This is a genomic window from Geodermatophilus chilensis (assembly GCF_002802985.1).
GTDB classification, from domain to species: domain Bacteria; phylum Actinomycetota; class Actinomycetes; order Mycobacteriales; family Geodermatophilaceae; genus Geodermatophilus; species Geodermatophilus chilensis.
The window spans coordinates 14,618-28,875 of record NZ_NVPT01000064.1; the positions used below are offsets into that span (position 1 = coordinate 14,618).

General features: G+C 73.6%; 17 protein-coding genes. All 17 read right to left on the bottom strand.

Annotation, left to right across the window (positions count from 1 at the left end; translation table 11 throughout):
* Window positions 1-21: 21 nt before the first annotated feature.
* The 17 genes from CNO22_RS12590 to CNO22_RS12670 all read right to left on the bottom strand — a co-directional run bounded on the left by CNO22_RS12590 (window position 22) and on the right by CNO22_RS12670 (window position 14,203).
* Window positions 22-309: a hypothetical protein gene (locus CNO22_RS12590; protein WP_157936929.1), complete on the bottom strand. Its 288-nt coding sequence runs from the start codon at window positions 307-309 to the stop codon at window positions 22-24.
* 44 nt (window positions 310-353) lie between these two features.
* Window positions 354-1,340 carry a YifB family Mg chelatase-like AAA ATPase gene (locus tag CNO22_RS12595; protein WP_232806992.1) on the bottom strand — a complete coding sequence of 329 codons (987 nt, stop codon included), beginning with the start codon at window positions 1,338-1,340 and terminating at the stop codon, window positions 354-356.
* Window positions 1,337-1,696 (bottom strand): YraN family protein, encoded by a 360-nt coding sequence (locus tag CNO22_RS12600; RefSeq protein ID WP_100499702.1) that lies wholly within the window; start codon window positions 1,694-1,696, stop codon window positions 1,337-1,339. The genes CNO22_RS12595 and CNO22_RS12600 overlap by 4 nt, the downstream gene beginning before the upstream one ends.
* A gap of 132 nt (window positions 1,697-1,828) precedes the next feature.
* Window positions 1,829-2,149, bottom strand: coding sequence for a DUF2469 domain-containing protein (locus CNO22_RS12605; protein ID WP_012949990.1), 321 nt, complete (start codon window positions 2,147-2,149; stop codon window positions 1,829-1,831).
* Window positions 2,146-2,922 carry a ribonuclease HII gene (locus CNO22_RS12610; protein ID WP_100499703.1) on the bottom strand — a complete coding sequence of 259 codons (777 nt, stop codon included), beginning with the start codon at window positions 2,920-2,922 and terminating at the stop codon, window positions 2,146-2,148. The genes CNO22_RS12605 and CNO22_RS12610 overlap by 4 nt, the downstream gene beginning before the upstream one ends.
* Before the next feature lie 229 nt (window positions 2,923-3,151).
* Window positions 3,152-3,859, bottom strand: a complete 708-nt coding sequence (locus CNO22_RS12615) for a response regulator transcription factor (RefSeq protein WP_100499704.1) — start codon at window positions 3,857-3,859, stop codon at window positions 3,152-3,154.
* A gap of 266 nt (window positions 3,860-4,125) precedes the next feature.
* Window positions 4,126-5,103 carry a signal peptidase I gene (gene lepB, locus CNO22_RS12620; protein ID WP_100499705.1) on the bottom strand — a complete coding sequence of 326 codons (978 nt, stop codon included), beginning with the start codon at window positions 5,101-5,103 and terminating at the stop codon, window positions 4,126-4,128.
* 78 nt (window positions 5,104-5,181) lie between these two features.
* Window positions 5,182-5,538: a 50S ribosomal protein L19 gene (gene rplS / locus CNO22_RS12625; protein WP_012949994.1), complete on the bottom strand. Its 357-nt coding sequence runs from the start codon at window positions 5,536-5,538 to the stop codon at window positions 5,182-5,184.
* A gap of 145 nt (window positions 5,539-5,683) precedes the next feature.
* Window positions 5,684-6,199 carry an NUDIX domain-containing protein gene (locus CNO22_RS12630; protein WP_232806993.1) on the bottom strand — a complete coding sequence of 172 codons (516 nt, stop codon included), beginning with the start codon at window positions 6,197-6,199 and terminating at the stop codon, window positions 5,684-5,686.
* Window positions 6,196-6,957 (bottom strand): tRNA (guanosine(37)-N1)-methyltransferase TrmD, encoded by a 762-nt coding sequence (gene trmD, locus CNO22_RS12635; protein WP_100499707.1) that lies wholly within the window; start codon window positions 6,955-6,957, stop codon window positions 6,196-6,198. The genes CNO22_RS12630 and trmD overlap by 4 nt, the downstream gene beginning before the upstream one ends.
* Window positions 6,954-7,487: a ribosome maturation factor RimM gene (rimM, locus tag CNO22_RS12640; protein WP_100499708.1), complete on the bottom strand. Its 534-nt coding sequence runs from the start codon at window positions 7,485-7,487 to the stop codon at window positions 6,954-6,956. Before rimM ends, trmD begins: the two co-directional genes overlap by 4 nt.
* A 24-nt stretch (window positions 7,488-7,511) precedes the next feature.
* Window positions 7,512-7,748 carry an RNA-binding protein gene (locus CNO22_RS12645; RefSeq protein ID WP_091153035.1) on the bottom strand — a complete coding sequence of 79 codons (237 nt, stop codon included), beginning with the start codon at window positions 7,746-7,748 and terminating at the stop codon, window positions 7,512-7,514.
* 4 nt (window positions 7,749-7,752) lie between these two features.
* Window positions 7,753-8,193: a 30S ribosomal protein S16 gene (gene rpsP, locus CNO22_RS12650; protein ID WP_100499709.1), complete on the bottom strand. Its 441-nt coding sequence runs from the start codon at window positions 8,191-8,193 to the stop codon at window positions 7,753-7,755.
* A 266-nt stretch (window positions 8,194-8,459) separates the two neighbouring features.
* The gene (locus tag CNO22_RS12655; protein WP_232806994.1) at window positions 8,460-10,196 is read right to left on the bottom strand and encodes a proline--tRNA ligase; all 1,737 of its coding nucleotides are present in this window, start codon (window positions 10,194-10,196) and stop codon (window positions 8,460-8,462) included.
* A gap of 150 nt (window positions 10,197-10,346) precedes the next feature.
* On the bottom strand, window positions 10,347-11,432 hold the full coding sequence (locus tag CNO22_RS12660) for an amidohydrolase family protein (RefSeq protein ID WP_100499710.1): 1,086 nt from the start codon (window positions 11,430-11,432) through the stop codon (window positions 10,347-10,349).
* On the bottom strand, window positions 11,429-13,030 hold the full coding sequence (ffh, locus tag CNO22_RS12665; RefSeq protein ID WP_100499711.1) for a signal recognition particle protein: 1,602 nt from the start codon (window positions 13,028-13,030) through the stop codon (window positions 11,429-11,431). Before ffh ends, CNO22_RS12660 begins: the two co-directional genes overlap by 4 nt.
* Window positions 13,031-13,354: 324 nt before the next feature.
* On the bottom strand, window positions 13,355-14,203 hold the full coding sequence (locus tag CNO22_RS12670) for an IS5 family transposase (protein WP_100499712.1): 849 nt from the start codon (window positions 14,201-14,203) through the stop codon (window positions 13,355-13,357).
* Window positions 14,204-14,258 lie beyond the last annotated feature (55 nt).

Below are 14,258 nucleotides of genomic sequence, written 5' to 3' on the forward strand. Positions count from 1 at the left end.
AGGGGCGGGGCGCTTCGTCGTTCACAGCCCGGTCAGTGACTCCAGCGTCCACACGCCGGCGGCATCGTCGTAGGAGATCTCGCACGTCCAGTTCGTGCGCAGCGACGCCCCGAAGGAGTTGTCGGCGTCCACGTACGAGGACACCCGCCACTGCTGCTCGCCGAGCTCAGTCACGGTGTGCTCGCTGTTCGACGGGAAGTCCGCGGACGACGGGGACTTCAGCTGCTGCTCGACGAACTGGTGGCAGTAGGCGATCGCCCCGCCCTCGTCACCGGACGAGCCGCAGCCGGTCAGGGGGAGCAGGGCCACGGCCAGCACGACAGGCGCAGCACGACGGATCACAGCTGGTCCCTTCACTCGGTGACGCTACGGTCACTGTTCCCTATCGGCAGCCGCCTGACGGCGACCGCATCCCGCCCCGCCGCCTCGTCGAGGAACAGCACGCCGCGATGGGCCCGGCACAGCGCACCGGGGCGGATCGGCCCCGACCCGCCGCCGACGAGGGCGGCCATCGTCGCCGAGTGGTGCGGCGCCTCGAAGGTCGGGCGGGTCACCAGCGGGGCGTCCGCCGGCAGGGTCCCGGCGACCGAGTGGATGGCGGTGACCTCGAGCGCCTCCTGCTCGTCCAGCGCGGGGAGCAGCCCGGGCAGCCGCTCGGCGAGCATCGTCTTGCCCGCACCTGGCGGCCCGCTGAGGAACAGGTGGTGCCCGCCTGCGGCCGCGACCTCCACCGCCCGGCGGCCGATCGGCTGGCCGACGACGTCGCCCAGGTCCGGCCCGGGCGGTGCAGGCGGCAGCGTGCCGCGGGTGTGCCGGGGCAGCGACGTCCCGCCCCTCAGGTGGGCGACCACCTCGGCGAGCGTGCCGGCGGCCAGCACCTCGACCCCCTCGACCAGGGCCGCCTCCTCCGCATTGCCTGCGGGCACCACCACCGTCGTGTGGCCGGCGCGGGCGGCGGCGAGCACGGCGGGCAGCACGCCGCGGACGGCGCGCACGGAGCCGTCGAGCCCCAGCTCGCCGAGCAGCACCAGGCGCCCCACCGACTCGGCCGGGACCGCGCCGTCGGCCGCCAGGACCGCCGTGGCCAGCGCCAGGTCGAAGCCGCTGCCCTGCTTGGGCATCGACGCCGGGGACAGCCCGATGGTGATCCGGCGCAGCGGCCACCTGCCGCCGGCATTGACCACCGCCGCCCGCACGCGGTCGACCGACTGCCGCACGACGGCGTCGGGCAGCCCGACGAGCACCACACCGGGGACCCCGGCCGACAGGTCCACCTCGACGTCGACCATCGCGCCGTGCACCCCGGCCAGTCCGACCGACCAGGTCCGCGCGAGCGTCACGAGAACGCCGCCCGCAGGTGGGTGACCAACGCCGGCCGGTCCGGCCGCACCAGCACGCCGACGACGTCGAAGCGCAGCTCCGGCGCGTGTTCGTCGTGGGCGGCGAGCCAGCGCTGGGCCAGGGTGCGCAGCCGGCGCTGCTTGACGTGGCCGACCGCCTCGACCGGGTGGCCGAAGCCGACCGCGCGGCGGGTCTTGACCTCGCAGAAGACCAGGGCGTCGCCGTCGCGGGCGACGATGTCGAGCTCGCCCTCGCGGCAGCGCCAGTTCCGGTCGAGGACCCGCAGGCCGCTGTCGGTGAGGTACGCGGCGGCGATGCGCTCGCCGTGGGCGCCGAGGTCCGATGTGGTTCGCACCCGGCCGACCGTCGTCCCCGCGCACCGGCCGGGACAGCCGTCGAGCCGATCTGTGGACGGCGAGACCGCCTGTGGACACCGGGTCCCGGACGGTCACCCGGCCGGGTCAGCCTCCGGTGCGTGACACGCGGATCAGGTCAGCCGGGGGCCGTCGGGCAGCTCGAGGTCCGGCTTGTCCAGCTCCTCGACGTTGACGTCCTTGAACGTCAGCACCCGGACGTTGCGCACGAACCGGGCCGGCCGGTACATGTCCCACACCCAGGCGTCGGAGAGCTTGAGCTCGAAGTAGACCTCGCCGCCGGCCTCCCGGACCTGCAGGTCGACGGAGTTGGCGAGGTAGAAGCGCCGTTCGGTCTCCACCACGTAGGTGAACTGCCGGACGATGTCCCGGTACTCGCGATAGAGCTGCAGCTCCATCTCGGTCTCGTACTTCTCCAGGTCCTCGGTGCTCATCGCGGCTCTCCGGACACGTGGCGCATGGCCCCATCATCGACCATCGCACCGGAGCCGGTCAGCTGGACTCCCCGGGCGGCGTGCGCGTCGCGGGCGCGGACCACGTTGACGAAGCGCTTCCGGTGCTCCGGGCAGGGCCCGTACCGCTGCAGGGCGGCGTCGTGCGCCGCGGTGGTGTAGCCCTTGTGGACGGCGAAGTCGTACTGCGGCCAGCGCTCGTGCAGGTCGAGCATGATCCGGTCCCGCGTGACCTTGGCCAGCACCGACGCCGCCGCCACGCACGCCGCCACCCGGTCGCCCTTCCACACCGCGAGGGTCGGCCGGGCCAGCCCCGGGACGGGGAAGCCGTCGGTGAGCACGTAGTCCGCGCCGGGGTCGAGAGCCCACACCGCGCGGCGCAGCGCCTCGATGTTGGTGACGTGCATGCCGCGCGCGTCGAGGTCGGCGACCGGCATGACGACCACCGACCACGCCGCGGCGCGGTCGACGACCTCCTCGTAGACGCGCTCGCGGGTCGCCGCGGTCAGCAGCTTGGAGTCCGCGAGGCCCGGCACCCTCCCCCGGCGGCCGGCCGGCAGCACGCACGCGGCCGCGACGAGCGGACCGGCGCAGGCACCGCGGCCGGCCTCGTCGACGCCGGCGACCGCGGTGAACCCGCGGCGGCGCAGGAAACGCTCCATGTCCCACAGGGCGTCGGACCGGTCGTCGGCGGGCGGGACGGCGCGGGCGCGGTTCCGCGGCCCGGGAGGAGCGGGGGTGGTACGCACAGCCATCGCGGTCCGACAGTACGACGCCGGCGCGGGGCCGTGGGCGGGCCGTCACCGGCGCAGGAGCGCCAGGGGCCGGCCCCCGGGGTCAGAGGGGGCCGACCCGTGGACGGTCGGCCGCCGGAGCGGCCGGTGAGCGCCCGTGCGGACCACCGAGGAGGCGGACGGTCCGCCCGGCCTCCCTGCAGGGCCCCACCGCGAGCTTGCGAGCGGCGGGGGGCAGGGGGGTCCTTTCTCAGGCCTCGGCCGGGGCCAGGGCGTGGGCGCCGCAGGTGCAGGCGGCGGGAGTGCGGGAGGAGAGCACGAGGGAGACGGCGTGCGCCCGGTCGCGGGCACCCAGCTTGCGCAGGATGGCCTTGACGTGGGACTTGACGGTGTCCTCGCTGATGAACAGGTTGCGGCCGATCTGCCGGTTCGACTGGCCCTGGAGGAGCTCGTCGAGGACGTCGGACTCGCGGCGGGTCAGCGGCACCTCGGGGGTGAACGGCTTGGCGGCCGGGGTCGCCGACGGCTCGACCCGGCGGATCTGCGGGTCGACGACGGTACGGCCGGCGCGGGCGGCCAGGATGGCCCAGCCGAGCAGGGTCGGCGAGGTGTTGATCATCAGGTAGCCGCGGACGCCGGCGGCCAGCGCCTCGTTCACCACGGCCGGGTCCTCGGAGGTGCCCAGGGCCACGATCGTCACCCGGGGGTACCGGCGGCGCAGGTCGCGGCAGGCGTTGAGGGTCGCGGCGCGGCCGGAGCCCAGCTCCACGACCACCGCGTCGGGGCGGGCGGTCTCGACCAGCGTGAGGGCGCGGCGCAGCTCCCCCGGAGTCCCGACCGACTGCATGCCGGCGGTCTCGTTCACCATGCTCACCAGCCCACGGCGCAGGACGGGGGCGTCGGCGAGGATGAGCACGCGGGTGACGCCGCGGGCGGCGCTCGCCAAGGGTGCGGACACAACAGACTCCGTTTCACACGTTCGGGGAACTTCTCACGATCTCCATCGGACGGGTGAGACGGGTGCTTGAACGTTTTTCCGACATTTCTCGTAAGGAGTTCGCACCACTCCGCAGAGTGGTATCGAGTCACACGAGAAACACGAGAATGGCGACCCGCTGCATTCGTGTCGACATGGCGACGCCATTCCGCGCGGAGTCCGGAAAGACTCGACCCGCACACCCCGGGGAACCGGGAGGTGCGGGTCGAGGACGGGCGCGGGCTGCGTCAGTCGCTGCGGGTCCGACGTCGCCGCCGTCGCCAGGCGGTGAGCGGTACGGCGGCCACGAGGCCCATGGCGTACGGGGCCGCGACCGCCGCGGCACCGGAGACCGGGACGCCGGTCGCCTCGGTGCCCTGGATGTCGGGCGAGCCGAGCGTGCCGAAACGGTCCAGTGGCCAGACGATCAGCGCGGCCTTGCCGATGACGTCGTCCACGGCGACCGTGCCCGACCACTCGTCGCCGATGTGCGCCTTGGAGTCCGCCGACGCCGAACGGTGGTCGCCCATGACCCACAGCCGACCCTCGGGGACGGTGACCGGACCGAACGCCCGGCTCTCCAGCGGGGTGTTCTCGAAGACGTAGGGCTCGTCGAGCGGTTCGCCGTCCACGGTGACCCGACCCTCGGGGTCGCAGCACTGCACCGTCTGGCCCCCGGTGGCGATGACCCGCTTGACGAAGTCGTCCTCGCTGGGCGGGGCCACCCCGATGGCGCGACCGAGCCACAGCAGCCCGCTGGAGAGCCAGTTACCCGGCTCCTGGACGTCCACCTCCGGCGACCAGCTCTCCGGCCCCTCGAAGACGACGATGTCGCCGGGCTCGGGCTCGCCGAACCAGTAGGGCACCTTGTTGACCAGGACGCGGTCACCGGTGCACCCCGGGCAGCCGTGCAGGGTCTGCTCCATCGAGCCCGACGGGATGAAGAACGCCTGTACGAGGAAGGTCTTCACCAGCAGGGCGAGCACGAAGGCGATGAGGAGGAGCACCGGCAACTCGCGGACCAGCGAGCCCTTCCCGGCCTCCTCGCGCCGGTGCGCAGCGCGGCCGCCGGGACGGCGGATCGAGCCTGTGTCGGCGGTGGACCCGGCGTCTGCGGTGGACCCGGCGTCTGCGGTGGACCCGGTGTCTGCGGTGGACCCGGTCGCCTGGGGGTCCTCCCCCTCCGGAACGACGTCGGCGGGCCTCCCGGGCCGGTCACTGCTCATCGGAGCCAGCGTACGGCCGCGGGGGACCCGCCGTGGTCAGGCCGGACGGACCGGCCTGCGTCGTGTCAGCGCGGAGTGTCAGCGAGAGACGGTCTCGCGCTTCTCCTTGATCTTGGCGGCCTTGCCGCGCAGCTCGCGCAGGTAGTACAGCTTGGCGCGGCGGACGTCACCGCGGGTCAGCACCTCGATCTTCTCGACGACCGGGGTGTGCACCGGGAAGGTGCGCTCGACACCGACGCCGAAGCTGACCTTGCGGACGGTGAAGGTCTCGCGGATGCCCCCGCCCTGCCGGCGGATGACCACGCCCTGGAAGACCTGGATACGGGAGCGGTTGCCCTCGATGACGCGCACGTGCACCTTCACGGTGTCGCCCGGGCGGAACTCGGGGATGTCGTCGCGCAGCGAGTCGGCGTCGAGTACGTCCAGGGTGTTCATCGCGGCAGTCCTGTCCTAGCGGTCGTGTCGTTGCGGTGCGGACAGCAGGCGCCCCCGGCTGTCCGATCCGGGGAGCTGCACTCCGTGAGGAGCTCGGCGTCGACACAGCGATGCGTCCACAGCAGCTCTCTACTGTGCCACATCTTCAGCCGACGAAGCGCGGCGGCCCCGTCGACGGCCTCGCGGAGAGCTCCGGCAGCAGGTCGGCGAGCTCGCCGGGCGCGAAGGTCTCGGCGCTCGCGGCGACCTCCTCGGCACTCCACCAGCGGTGCGGCTCGGCGCCGAGCAGCTCGAGCTCCGTGCGGCCGCTGGCATCCACCTCGTGCACCACGTCGCGCAGCACGAAGAAGGTCTCCCGCGAGTCGATCTGCACGCCGGCGAACGGGCCGACGTGTCGTCGGAACCACACCGGCCCCTCGAGCTGCACGGGGTCGACGACCAGGCCGATCTCCTCGGCGAGCTCCCGGGCGGCGGCCTCCCGCACGCCCTCCCCCGGCTCCACGCCGCCGCCGGGGGTGTACCAGAACAGCACGTCGCCGGGCGGGACGGCGGGGTCGGTGAGCCGGGCGCCGAGCAGCAGCACCCGCCCGGCCGGGTCGAGGACCACGACCCGTGCGGTCGGCCGCACCATCGCTCGCCCACCCACCCGGCGGTCGCTCACTCGTCGAGGACGGCGCGGTCGGCGGCGGTGAGCGCATCCTCGGGCAGCGCCGCCAGCAGGTCCGGACGACGAGCCGCCGTCCGCCGCAGGGACTCCGCCCGCCGCCACCGGGCGATCGCGGCGTGGTCGCCGGAGAGCAGCACCGCCGGGACGTCGTGGCCACGCCAGGACGCCGGGCGGGTGTAGGAGGGGCCCTCGAGCAGGCCGTCGGCGTGCGAGTCGTACTCGACGGACTCCCTGTTGCCGACGACGCCGGGCAGCAGCCGGGTCACGGCCTCGACCATGACCAGCACCGCGGACTCGCCGCCGGCCAGCACGTAGTCCCCGATCGAGACCTCCGACACCGGTCCGGCCTCGGCGGCCCAGTCGGCGACCCGCTGGTCGATGCCCTCATACCGGCCGCAGGCGAAGACGAGGCCCGGCTCACGCGCCCACTCCGCGGCCACGGCCTGGGTGAAGGGGCGCCCGGCGGGGGTCGGCACGACGAGGCGGGTGCCCGGCGGGCGGACTGCCTCGAGCGCCTGGGCCCACGGTTCGGGCTTCATGACCATGCCGGGGCCGCCGCCGTACGGGGCGTCGTCCACGGTGCGGTGGACGTCGTCGGTCCACTGCCGCAGGTCGTGCACGCCGACGCTGACCAGGCCGCGCTCGGCGGCCTTGCCCAGCAGCGACTGCCGCAGCGGCGCCAGGTACTCGGGGAAGATGCTGACGACGTCCACCCGGAACGGGGCGCTGCGCTCGGTGACGGAGCCGCTCACAGGTCGAGCAGCCCCTCGGGCGGGTCGACCACGAGGGACCCGCCGGCGAGGTCGACGGTCGGGACGATCGCCGTCACGAACGGCACGAGGAGGTCCCCGCCCTCGACCCGGCGGACGACGAGCAGGTCGGCGCCTTCGTGGCGGACGGCGTCGACGGTGCCCAGCTCCGTGCCGTCGGGCAGGCGGGCGGTCAGGCCGACCAGCTGGTGGTCGTAGAAGACGTCGGGGTCCTCGAGCGCGGGCAGCTCGGCCACGGGCACGTGCAGCTCGGTGTTGCGCAGCTCCTCGGCCGCCTCACGGCTCTCGACGCCCTCGATGGCCAGCAGGAGCACCTCGCGGTGCCAGCGGCGGCCGGCGACGGTGAGCGGCCCGCGGTCGGCGGGGTCGGTGCGCAGGATCGCACCGAGGGCGAACCGGAGGTCCGGGTCGTCGGTGCGGACCTCGACGGTGACCTCACCACGGACACCGTGGGGCCGGCCGATGCGGCCGACCACCACGGTGTCGGTGGGGTCGTTCGGTTCTGCGTTCACCGGGGTGGTGCTCAGGAGAGGCGCTCAGCGCCCGTCGGTGTCGACGACGTCGACCCGCAGGCCGCGGCCGCCGACACCGGTCATCACCGTGCGCAGCGCCTTGGCGGTGCGGCCGCCACGGCCGATGACCTTGCCGAGGTCGTCGGGGTGCACCCGGACCTCGAGGGTCTTGCCGCGACGGTTGGTGAGCAGGTCGACCGTCACGTCCTCGGGGTGGTCGACGATGCCCTTGACCAGGTGCTCGAGCGCCTCTTCGAGCACGATCTCACTCGGCGGGCGTCTCGGCGGGGGCGTCGCTCGCCGCCGCGTCGTCGGCCTTGGGGGCGGCCTTCTTCCTCGGCGTGGTGGCGCCGGCGGCCGGCTCCTCACCGGAGTTGCGGACGGCCTCCTCGTAGAGGGCCTTCTTGTCCGGCTTCGGGGCGGCGACCTTCATGGGCGGCGGGGCCGGCTCGCCCTTGAACTGCTGCCAGTCACCGGTGACCCGGAAGATGGCCGCGACCGGCTCGGTCGGCTGCGCGCCGACACCCAGCCAGTACTGCGCCCGCTCGGAGTCGACCTCGATGAAGGAGGGATCCTCCTTGGGGTGGTACTTGCCGATCGTCTCGATGACGCGGCCCTCGCGCTTGGTGCGGGAGTCGGCGACGACGATGCGGTAGTACGGCGCGCGCATCTTGCCCAGGCGCATGAGCTTGATCTTGGTGGCCACGGTGTGTGGTGTTCTCCTCGAACGCAGGTCGTGTGCCCGCCCGGAGCGACGCGTGGGGGTACGCCGGGGGCGGTGCGGCTGGACACGGCCGGCAACGGTGAGAGGGCCGCCCACCGCCGTGTTCGACCGACCATTGTGCCAGACGAAGGACCCCCGCCTCCCACCCCTCGTCGATGGACCTCGCCGGCCCCACGCCTCGCGAGCTCGCCTCGGGGGCCTGCAGCGAGGCCGGGGCCCTGGCGGGGCCGAGAACGGGGCCGCCGGGTTCAGCCGCGGACGGCGGCGATCACCCGGGCGGCCGCCTCGGCGACCGGCACCTCGGCGCGCTCGCCGGTCACCCGGTCGCGCACCTCGATCACGCCGTCGGCGAGCCCCCGGCCCACGGTGACGATGGTCGGCATCCCGAGCAGCTCGGCGTCCTTGAACTTGACCCCGGGCGAGACCTTCGGGCGGTCGTCGTAGAGCACGGTGAGCCCGGCGGCGACCAGCTCCTGGGAGAGGGTCTCGGCGGCCGAGAAGACCGCGGCGTCCTTGCCGGTGGCGACGACGTGCACGTCGGCCGGGGCGACCTCGCGCGGCCAGACCAGGCCCAGCTCGTCGTGGGTGGACTCGGCGATCGCGGCCACGGCCCGGGAGACGCCGATGCCGTAGGAGCCCATGGTCACCGTGACCAGCTTGCCGTTCTCGTCGAGCACCTTGAGGTCGAGGGCCTCGGCGTACTTGCGGCCGAGCTGGAAGATGTGGCCCAGCTCCACGCCGCGGGCGAGCTCCAGCGGGCCGGAGCCGTCGGGCGCGGGGTCACCGGGCAGCACCTCGGCGGCCTCGATGACGCCGTCCCAGGTGAAGTCCCGGCCGGCCACCAGGTCGAAGACGTGCTTGCCGGGCTCGTTGGCGCCGGTGATCCACCGGGTGCCGGTCACCACCCGCGGGTCGACGAGGTAGCGGACGCCCGACGCGCTCTCGGCGCCGAGCACCTGCGGGCCGATGTAGCCCTTGACCAGCTCCGGGTGACCCTCGAAGTCGGTGAACGGCTCCACCTCGGCCGGCGCGACCTGGGCCTCGAGCCGCTTGGTGTCGACCTCGCGGTCGCCGGGGATGCCGACGACCAGCGGCTCGCGGGTGCCGTCGGGGTGCAGCAGCGTGACGACGACGTTCTTCAGCGTCGACGCGGCCGTGTACCCGGCGTCCGGGAACAGCTGCTGCGCGACCGCGACCAGCGTCTCGATGGTCGGGGTGTCGGGGGTGTCCTCGACGTGGGCCTCGGGCAGGCCCTCGAGCGGGATGGGCTCGGGGACGACGGTGCTGACCGCCTCGACGTTGGCCGCGTACCCGCCGGGCGAGCGGACGAAGGTGTCCTCGCCGATCGGCGTGGGGTGCAGGAACTCCTCGCTCCTGGACCCGCCCATGGCCCCGGACATCGCCGAGACGATCACGTAGTCCAGGCCCAGCCGGTCGAAGACCCGGATGTAGGCGTCGCGGTGGGCGGCGTAGCTCTTGTCCAGCCCGGCGTCGTCGACGTCGAAGGAGTAGCTGTCCTTCATGGTGAACTCGCGGCCGCGGAAGAGCCCCGCCCGGGGCCGCGCCTCGTCGCGGTACTTGGTCTGGATCTGGTACAGCGAGAGCGGCAGGTCCTTGTACGACGAGTACAGGTCCTTCACCAGGAGCGTGAACATCTCCTCGTGGGTGGGGCCGAGCAGGTAGTCGGCACCCCGGCGGTCCTGGAGCCGGAAGAGGTTGGGGCCGTACTCGGTCCAGCGGTTGGTGGCCTCGTAGGGCTCGCGCGGCAGCAGCGCCGGGAAGTGCACCTCCTGCGCGCCCATCCGGTCCATCTCCTCGCGGACGACGCGCTCGACGTTGCGGAAGACCCGATAGCCCAGCGGCAGCCAGGTGAAGCCGCCGGGCGCGGCCCTCCGGATGTAGCCGGCCCGCACCAGCAGGCGGTGGCTCGGGACCTCGGCGTCGGCCGGGTCGTCGCGCAGAGTGCGCAGGAACAGCGTCGACATGCGAAGGAGCACGGCGTCCATTGTCGGCCTACCGGCCGACACCGCGGTCAGGGGCCCTCCCGCAGCTGCGCAGAGCGTGTCCGCGCCACCGCTCGGGGAGCCCCCGGCCCCGCTCGCGGCGACGGCCCTGCCAGGGCGGCTCCCGTCCTGCTACGCCACCACCCGGCCACGCAGGACGATGCGCTGCGGCCGGGCGAGGGTGTCGAGGTCGGCGCGCGGGTCGGCGTCGTAGACCACCACGTCGGCCGGCGCGCCCTCCTCGATGCACGGCAGCCCGAGCCACGCCCGCGCCGACCACGAGGCCGCCGCGAGCGCCGCCTGGGCCGGGATGCCGGCCGCGTGCAGCGCGCGCACCTCGTCGGCGATCCGGCCGTGGTCGACGCCGCCGCCGGCATCGGTGCCGGCGAACACCGGCACCCCGGCCTCGAACGCCGCCCGGACGACGGCGCCCGACGACGCGTACAGCCGCCGCATCGTGCTCGCGTAGGTGGGGAACCTGCGTTCCCCCGCGTCCGCGAAGCCGGGGAAGTTCTCGACGTTGACCAGCGTCGGGACGACGGCGGTGCCGCGGCCGGCCATCTGCCCGATGAGCTCCTCGGTCAGGCCGGTGCCGTGCTCGATGCAGTCGATGCCCGCGCCGATCAGGTCGGGCAGCGCGTCGGTGCCGAAGGTGTGCGCCGTGACCCGGGCGCCCTCCTCGTGGGCGGCGGCGATCGCGGCCGCGAGGACGTCAGCCGGCCACTCGGGCGCGAGGTCGCCCACCCCGCGGTCGATCCAGTCCCCCACCAGCTTCACCCAGCCGTCACCCCGACGGGCCTGGTCGCGGACCTCCTTGACCAACGCGTCGGGCTCGATCTCGGTGGCCAGGCCGGGGATGTAGCGGCGGGTGCGGGCGATGTGCCGGCCGGCGCGGACGATCGTCGGCAGGTCCGGCTCGTCGTCCAGGGCCCGGGTGTCGACAGGGGAGCCGCAGTCGCGCAGCGCGAGGACGCCCGCAGCACGTTCCTCGAGGGCCTGCTCGCGCAGGCCGGCGAGGTCCTCGACGTGCACGCCGCCGCGGCCGATGCCGACGTGGCAGTGCGCGTCCACGAGGCCGGGCACCAGCCAGCCGCCGCGGCTGACGGTCTCGGCGCCGGGCACCGGCTCGAACGTGACGCGGCCGTCGCGGACCCAGAGGTCGCGGTGCTCCCCCTCGGGCAGGACGACGCCGGAGAGGTGCAGGGACGGCGCGCTCATCGGGAGGGCCGCTCGTCCCCGGGCTGGTCGAAGTTCAGCTTGGTGAGGTCGGGCAGGCCCTGGCCCGGCGGCAGGCCGGGCATGCCGCCGGGCATCCCGCCGCCCGGGAACCCGCCGCCGAAGGGGTTGCCCGCACCCGGCGGCAGGCCGGGCGCGCCGACGGGCCGGCGGGCGGGGCCGCCACCCTTCTTGGCGGCGCCGCCCTTCCCCTTGCCCTTCTTGCCCTTCTTCGACTGGGCCTGCATCTGCCGCCCGCGGGCCTTCTTCGACATCGGGCCCATGCCGGGCAGGCCCATGCTCCCGGCCATCTGGCCCATCATCTTCTGGGCCTGGGCGAAGCGCTCGAGCAGCGCGTTGACCTCGGTGACCGTCACCCCGGAGCCGTTGGCGATGCGCACCCGACGCGAGGCGTTGATGATCTTGGAGTTGACCCGCTCCTCGGGGGTCATCGAGCGGATGATCGCCGCGGTGCGGTCCAGGTCGCGGTCGTCGACCTGCTTGAGCTGCTCCTTCATCTGCCCGGCGCCGGGCAGCATGCCGAGCAGGTTGGCGATCGGGCCCATCTTGCGGATGGCCATCATCTGCTCGAGGAAGTCCTCGAGGGTGAAGCCCTCGCGACTGACCAGCTTGCCGGCCATCTTCTCGGCCTGGTCGGCGTCGAACGCCTGCTCGGCCTGCTCGATGAGGGTGAGCACGTCGCCCATCCCGAGGATGCGCGAGGCCATCCGCTCGGGGTGGAAGACGTCGAAGTCGGTCAGCTTCTCGCCCGTGGAGGCGAACATGATCGGCTGCCCGGTCACGTGGCGGACCGAGAGCGCCGCACCACCACGCGCGTCACCGTCGAGCTTGGTGAGGACGACGCCGGTGAAGCCCACGCCGTCGCGGAAGGCCTCGGCGGTGGTGACGGCGTCCTGACCGATCATCGCGTCGACGACGAAGAGCGTCTCGTCGGGCCGGACGGCGTCGCGGATGCCGGCGGCCTGCGCCATCAGCTCGGCGTCGATGCCCAGCCGGCCCGCGGTGTCGACGACGACGACGTCGTGCATGGTGCGCCGCGCGTGGTCGATGGAGTCGGCGGCGACCCGGATCGGGTCGCCGATGCCGTTGCCGGGCTCGGGCGCGTAGACGTCGACCCCGGCCTGCCCGGCGACGATCGAGAGCTGGTTGACCGCGTTGGGCCGCTGCAGGTCGGCGGCCACCAGCAGCGGGGTGTGACCCTGGGCCTTCAGCCAGCGGCCGAGCTTGCCGGCCAGCGTCGTCTTACCGGAGCCCTGGAGACCGGCCAGCATGATCACCGTGGGCGACTGCTTGGCGTAGCGCAGCCGCCGGGTCTCCCCGCCGAGGATCTCGACGAGCTCCTCGTTGACGATCTTGATGACCTGCTGCGCGGGGTTGAGCGCCTGGGACACCTCGGCCCCGCGCGCCCGCTCCTTGACGGCGTTGATGAAGGCCCGGACCACCGGCAGCGCGACGTCGGCCTCCAGCAGCGCGATGCGGATCTCGCGGGCGGTCGCGTCGATGTCGGCGTCGGTGAGCCGACCCTTGCCGCGCAGGCCGCTGAAGACCTTGTCCAGGCGGTCGGAGAGGGTCTCGAACACAGCACGTCCTCAGCAGTTCTCGCGGGCGCGGCCGGCCGGTCGCTCCGACCGGCTGCTCGGCCTCCGGCGTCCGGGGAGCCCCGGGGCCGTCGCGCCACCTCCCGACCAGCCTAACGAGCGCGGGCCCGGGAACGGCGGGATCGACCGGCCGGACCCCGCCGCGCGCCCGGCGAGGTACCGGAACGGCCACCCTCCAAGGGCCCGCCGGCCCCGTCTCGGGTCCCGCCCCGAGCTTGCGAGGGGTGGGGAGGACGGGGTCCTTCTCCGAGGCGTGGGGGGCGGCCCCGTCCCGGGTCCCACCCTGACAACGTGTTGAGAAAGGGCTCAGGAAGCTCGTGCTGGCTGCCAGGGACGGCGGCCGGGAGCCGGTGCGAGGCGGCGGGCCATCAGCCCGATCATGGCCCACTTGATCATCGCTTCGGAGTGGGCGGGCAGCCGTTCGTAGTCCCGGCTCATCCGGCGATGGCCGGTGATCCAGGCGTGCGTGCGCTCGACCACCCAGCGGCGCGGCAGCGGCACGAAGCCCTGCTGGCCGACCAGCTTGGCCACCACCTGCACCAGGATGCGCAGCGCCTTCGAGGCGAAGTCCTGGGTGCGGCGGCTGTAGGCGGCATCGGCCCAGACCAGCACCAGGGAGGGCATGGCCATCTTGGCCCGGTCCAGCACCCGGATGCCGCCGTCGCGGTCTTGCACGCTGGCCGCGGTCACCAGCACGACGATGAGCAGACCCAGGGTGTCGACCACCAGGTGCCGCTTGCGGCCGTTGACCTTCTTGCCGGCGTCGTAGCCACGGGAGCCTGTGCCGACCGTGGCGGCGCCGGGCACCGTCTGGGAGTCCACCGCACCGGCCGAGGCGGCTGGGTCACGCCCGGCGGCATCCCGGGCCGCGTCGCGCAGCGCGTCATGGATCCGGTCGGTGGTGCCGTCGGCGGCCCACCGCTGGAAGTAGTAGTAGACGGTCTCCCACGGCGGAAAGTCGTGCGGCAGCTGCCGCCAGGAACAGCCCGTCCGGTCCAGGTACAAGATCGCGTCGACGATCCGGCGGCGCGGATACTTCGCCGGTCGTCCGCCGCGAGTGCCGCGGCCACTGGTGCTGAGCACCGGCACCAGCGGCTCGATCAGCGCCCACTGCTCATCGGTCAGATCCGAGGGGTAGGCCGGGGAAGAGCCCATAGCCCACCCTGGCCCACAACCCCGAAGTTGTCAGCCCGCTTTCTCAACACGTTCT

Coding starts and splice junctions, on each gene's coding strand:
- CNO22_RS12610 (WP_100499703.1), bottom strand. CDS start 2,922: ATGGCTGTGCGTACCACCCCCGCTCCTCCCGGGCCGCGGAACCGCGCC.
- CNO22_RS12670 (WP_100499712.1), bottom strand. CDS start 14,203: ATGGGCTCTTCCCCGGCCTACCCCTCGGATCTGACCGATGAGCAGTGG.
- lepB (WP_100499705.1), bottom strand. CDS start 5,103: ATGAGCAGTGACCGGCCCGGGAGGCCCGCCGACGTCGTTCCGGAGGGG.
- CNO22_RS12605 (WP_012949990.1), bottom strand. CDS start 2,149: ATGAGCACCGAGGACCTGGAGAAGTACGAGACCGAGATGGAGCTGCAG.
- CNO22_RS12660 (WP_100499710.1), bottom strand. CDS start 11,432: ATGAGCGCGCCGTCCCTGCACCTCTCCGGCGTCGTCCTGCCCGAGGGG.
- rplS (WP_012949994.1), bottom strand. CDS start 5,538: ATGAACACCCTGGACGTACTCGACGCCGACTCGCTGCGCGACGACATC.
- CNO22_RS12655 (WP_232806994.1), bottom strand. CDS start 10,196: ATGTCGACGCTGTTCCTGCGCACTCTGCGCGACGACCCGGCCGACGCC.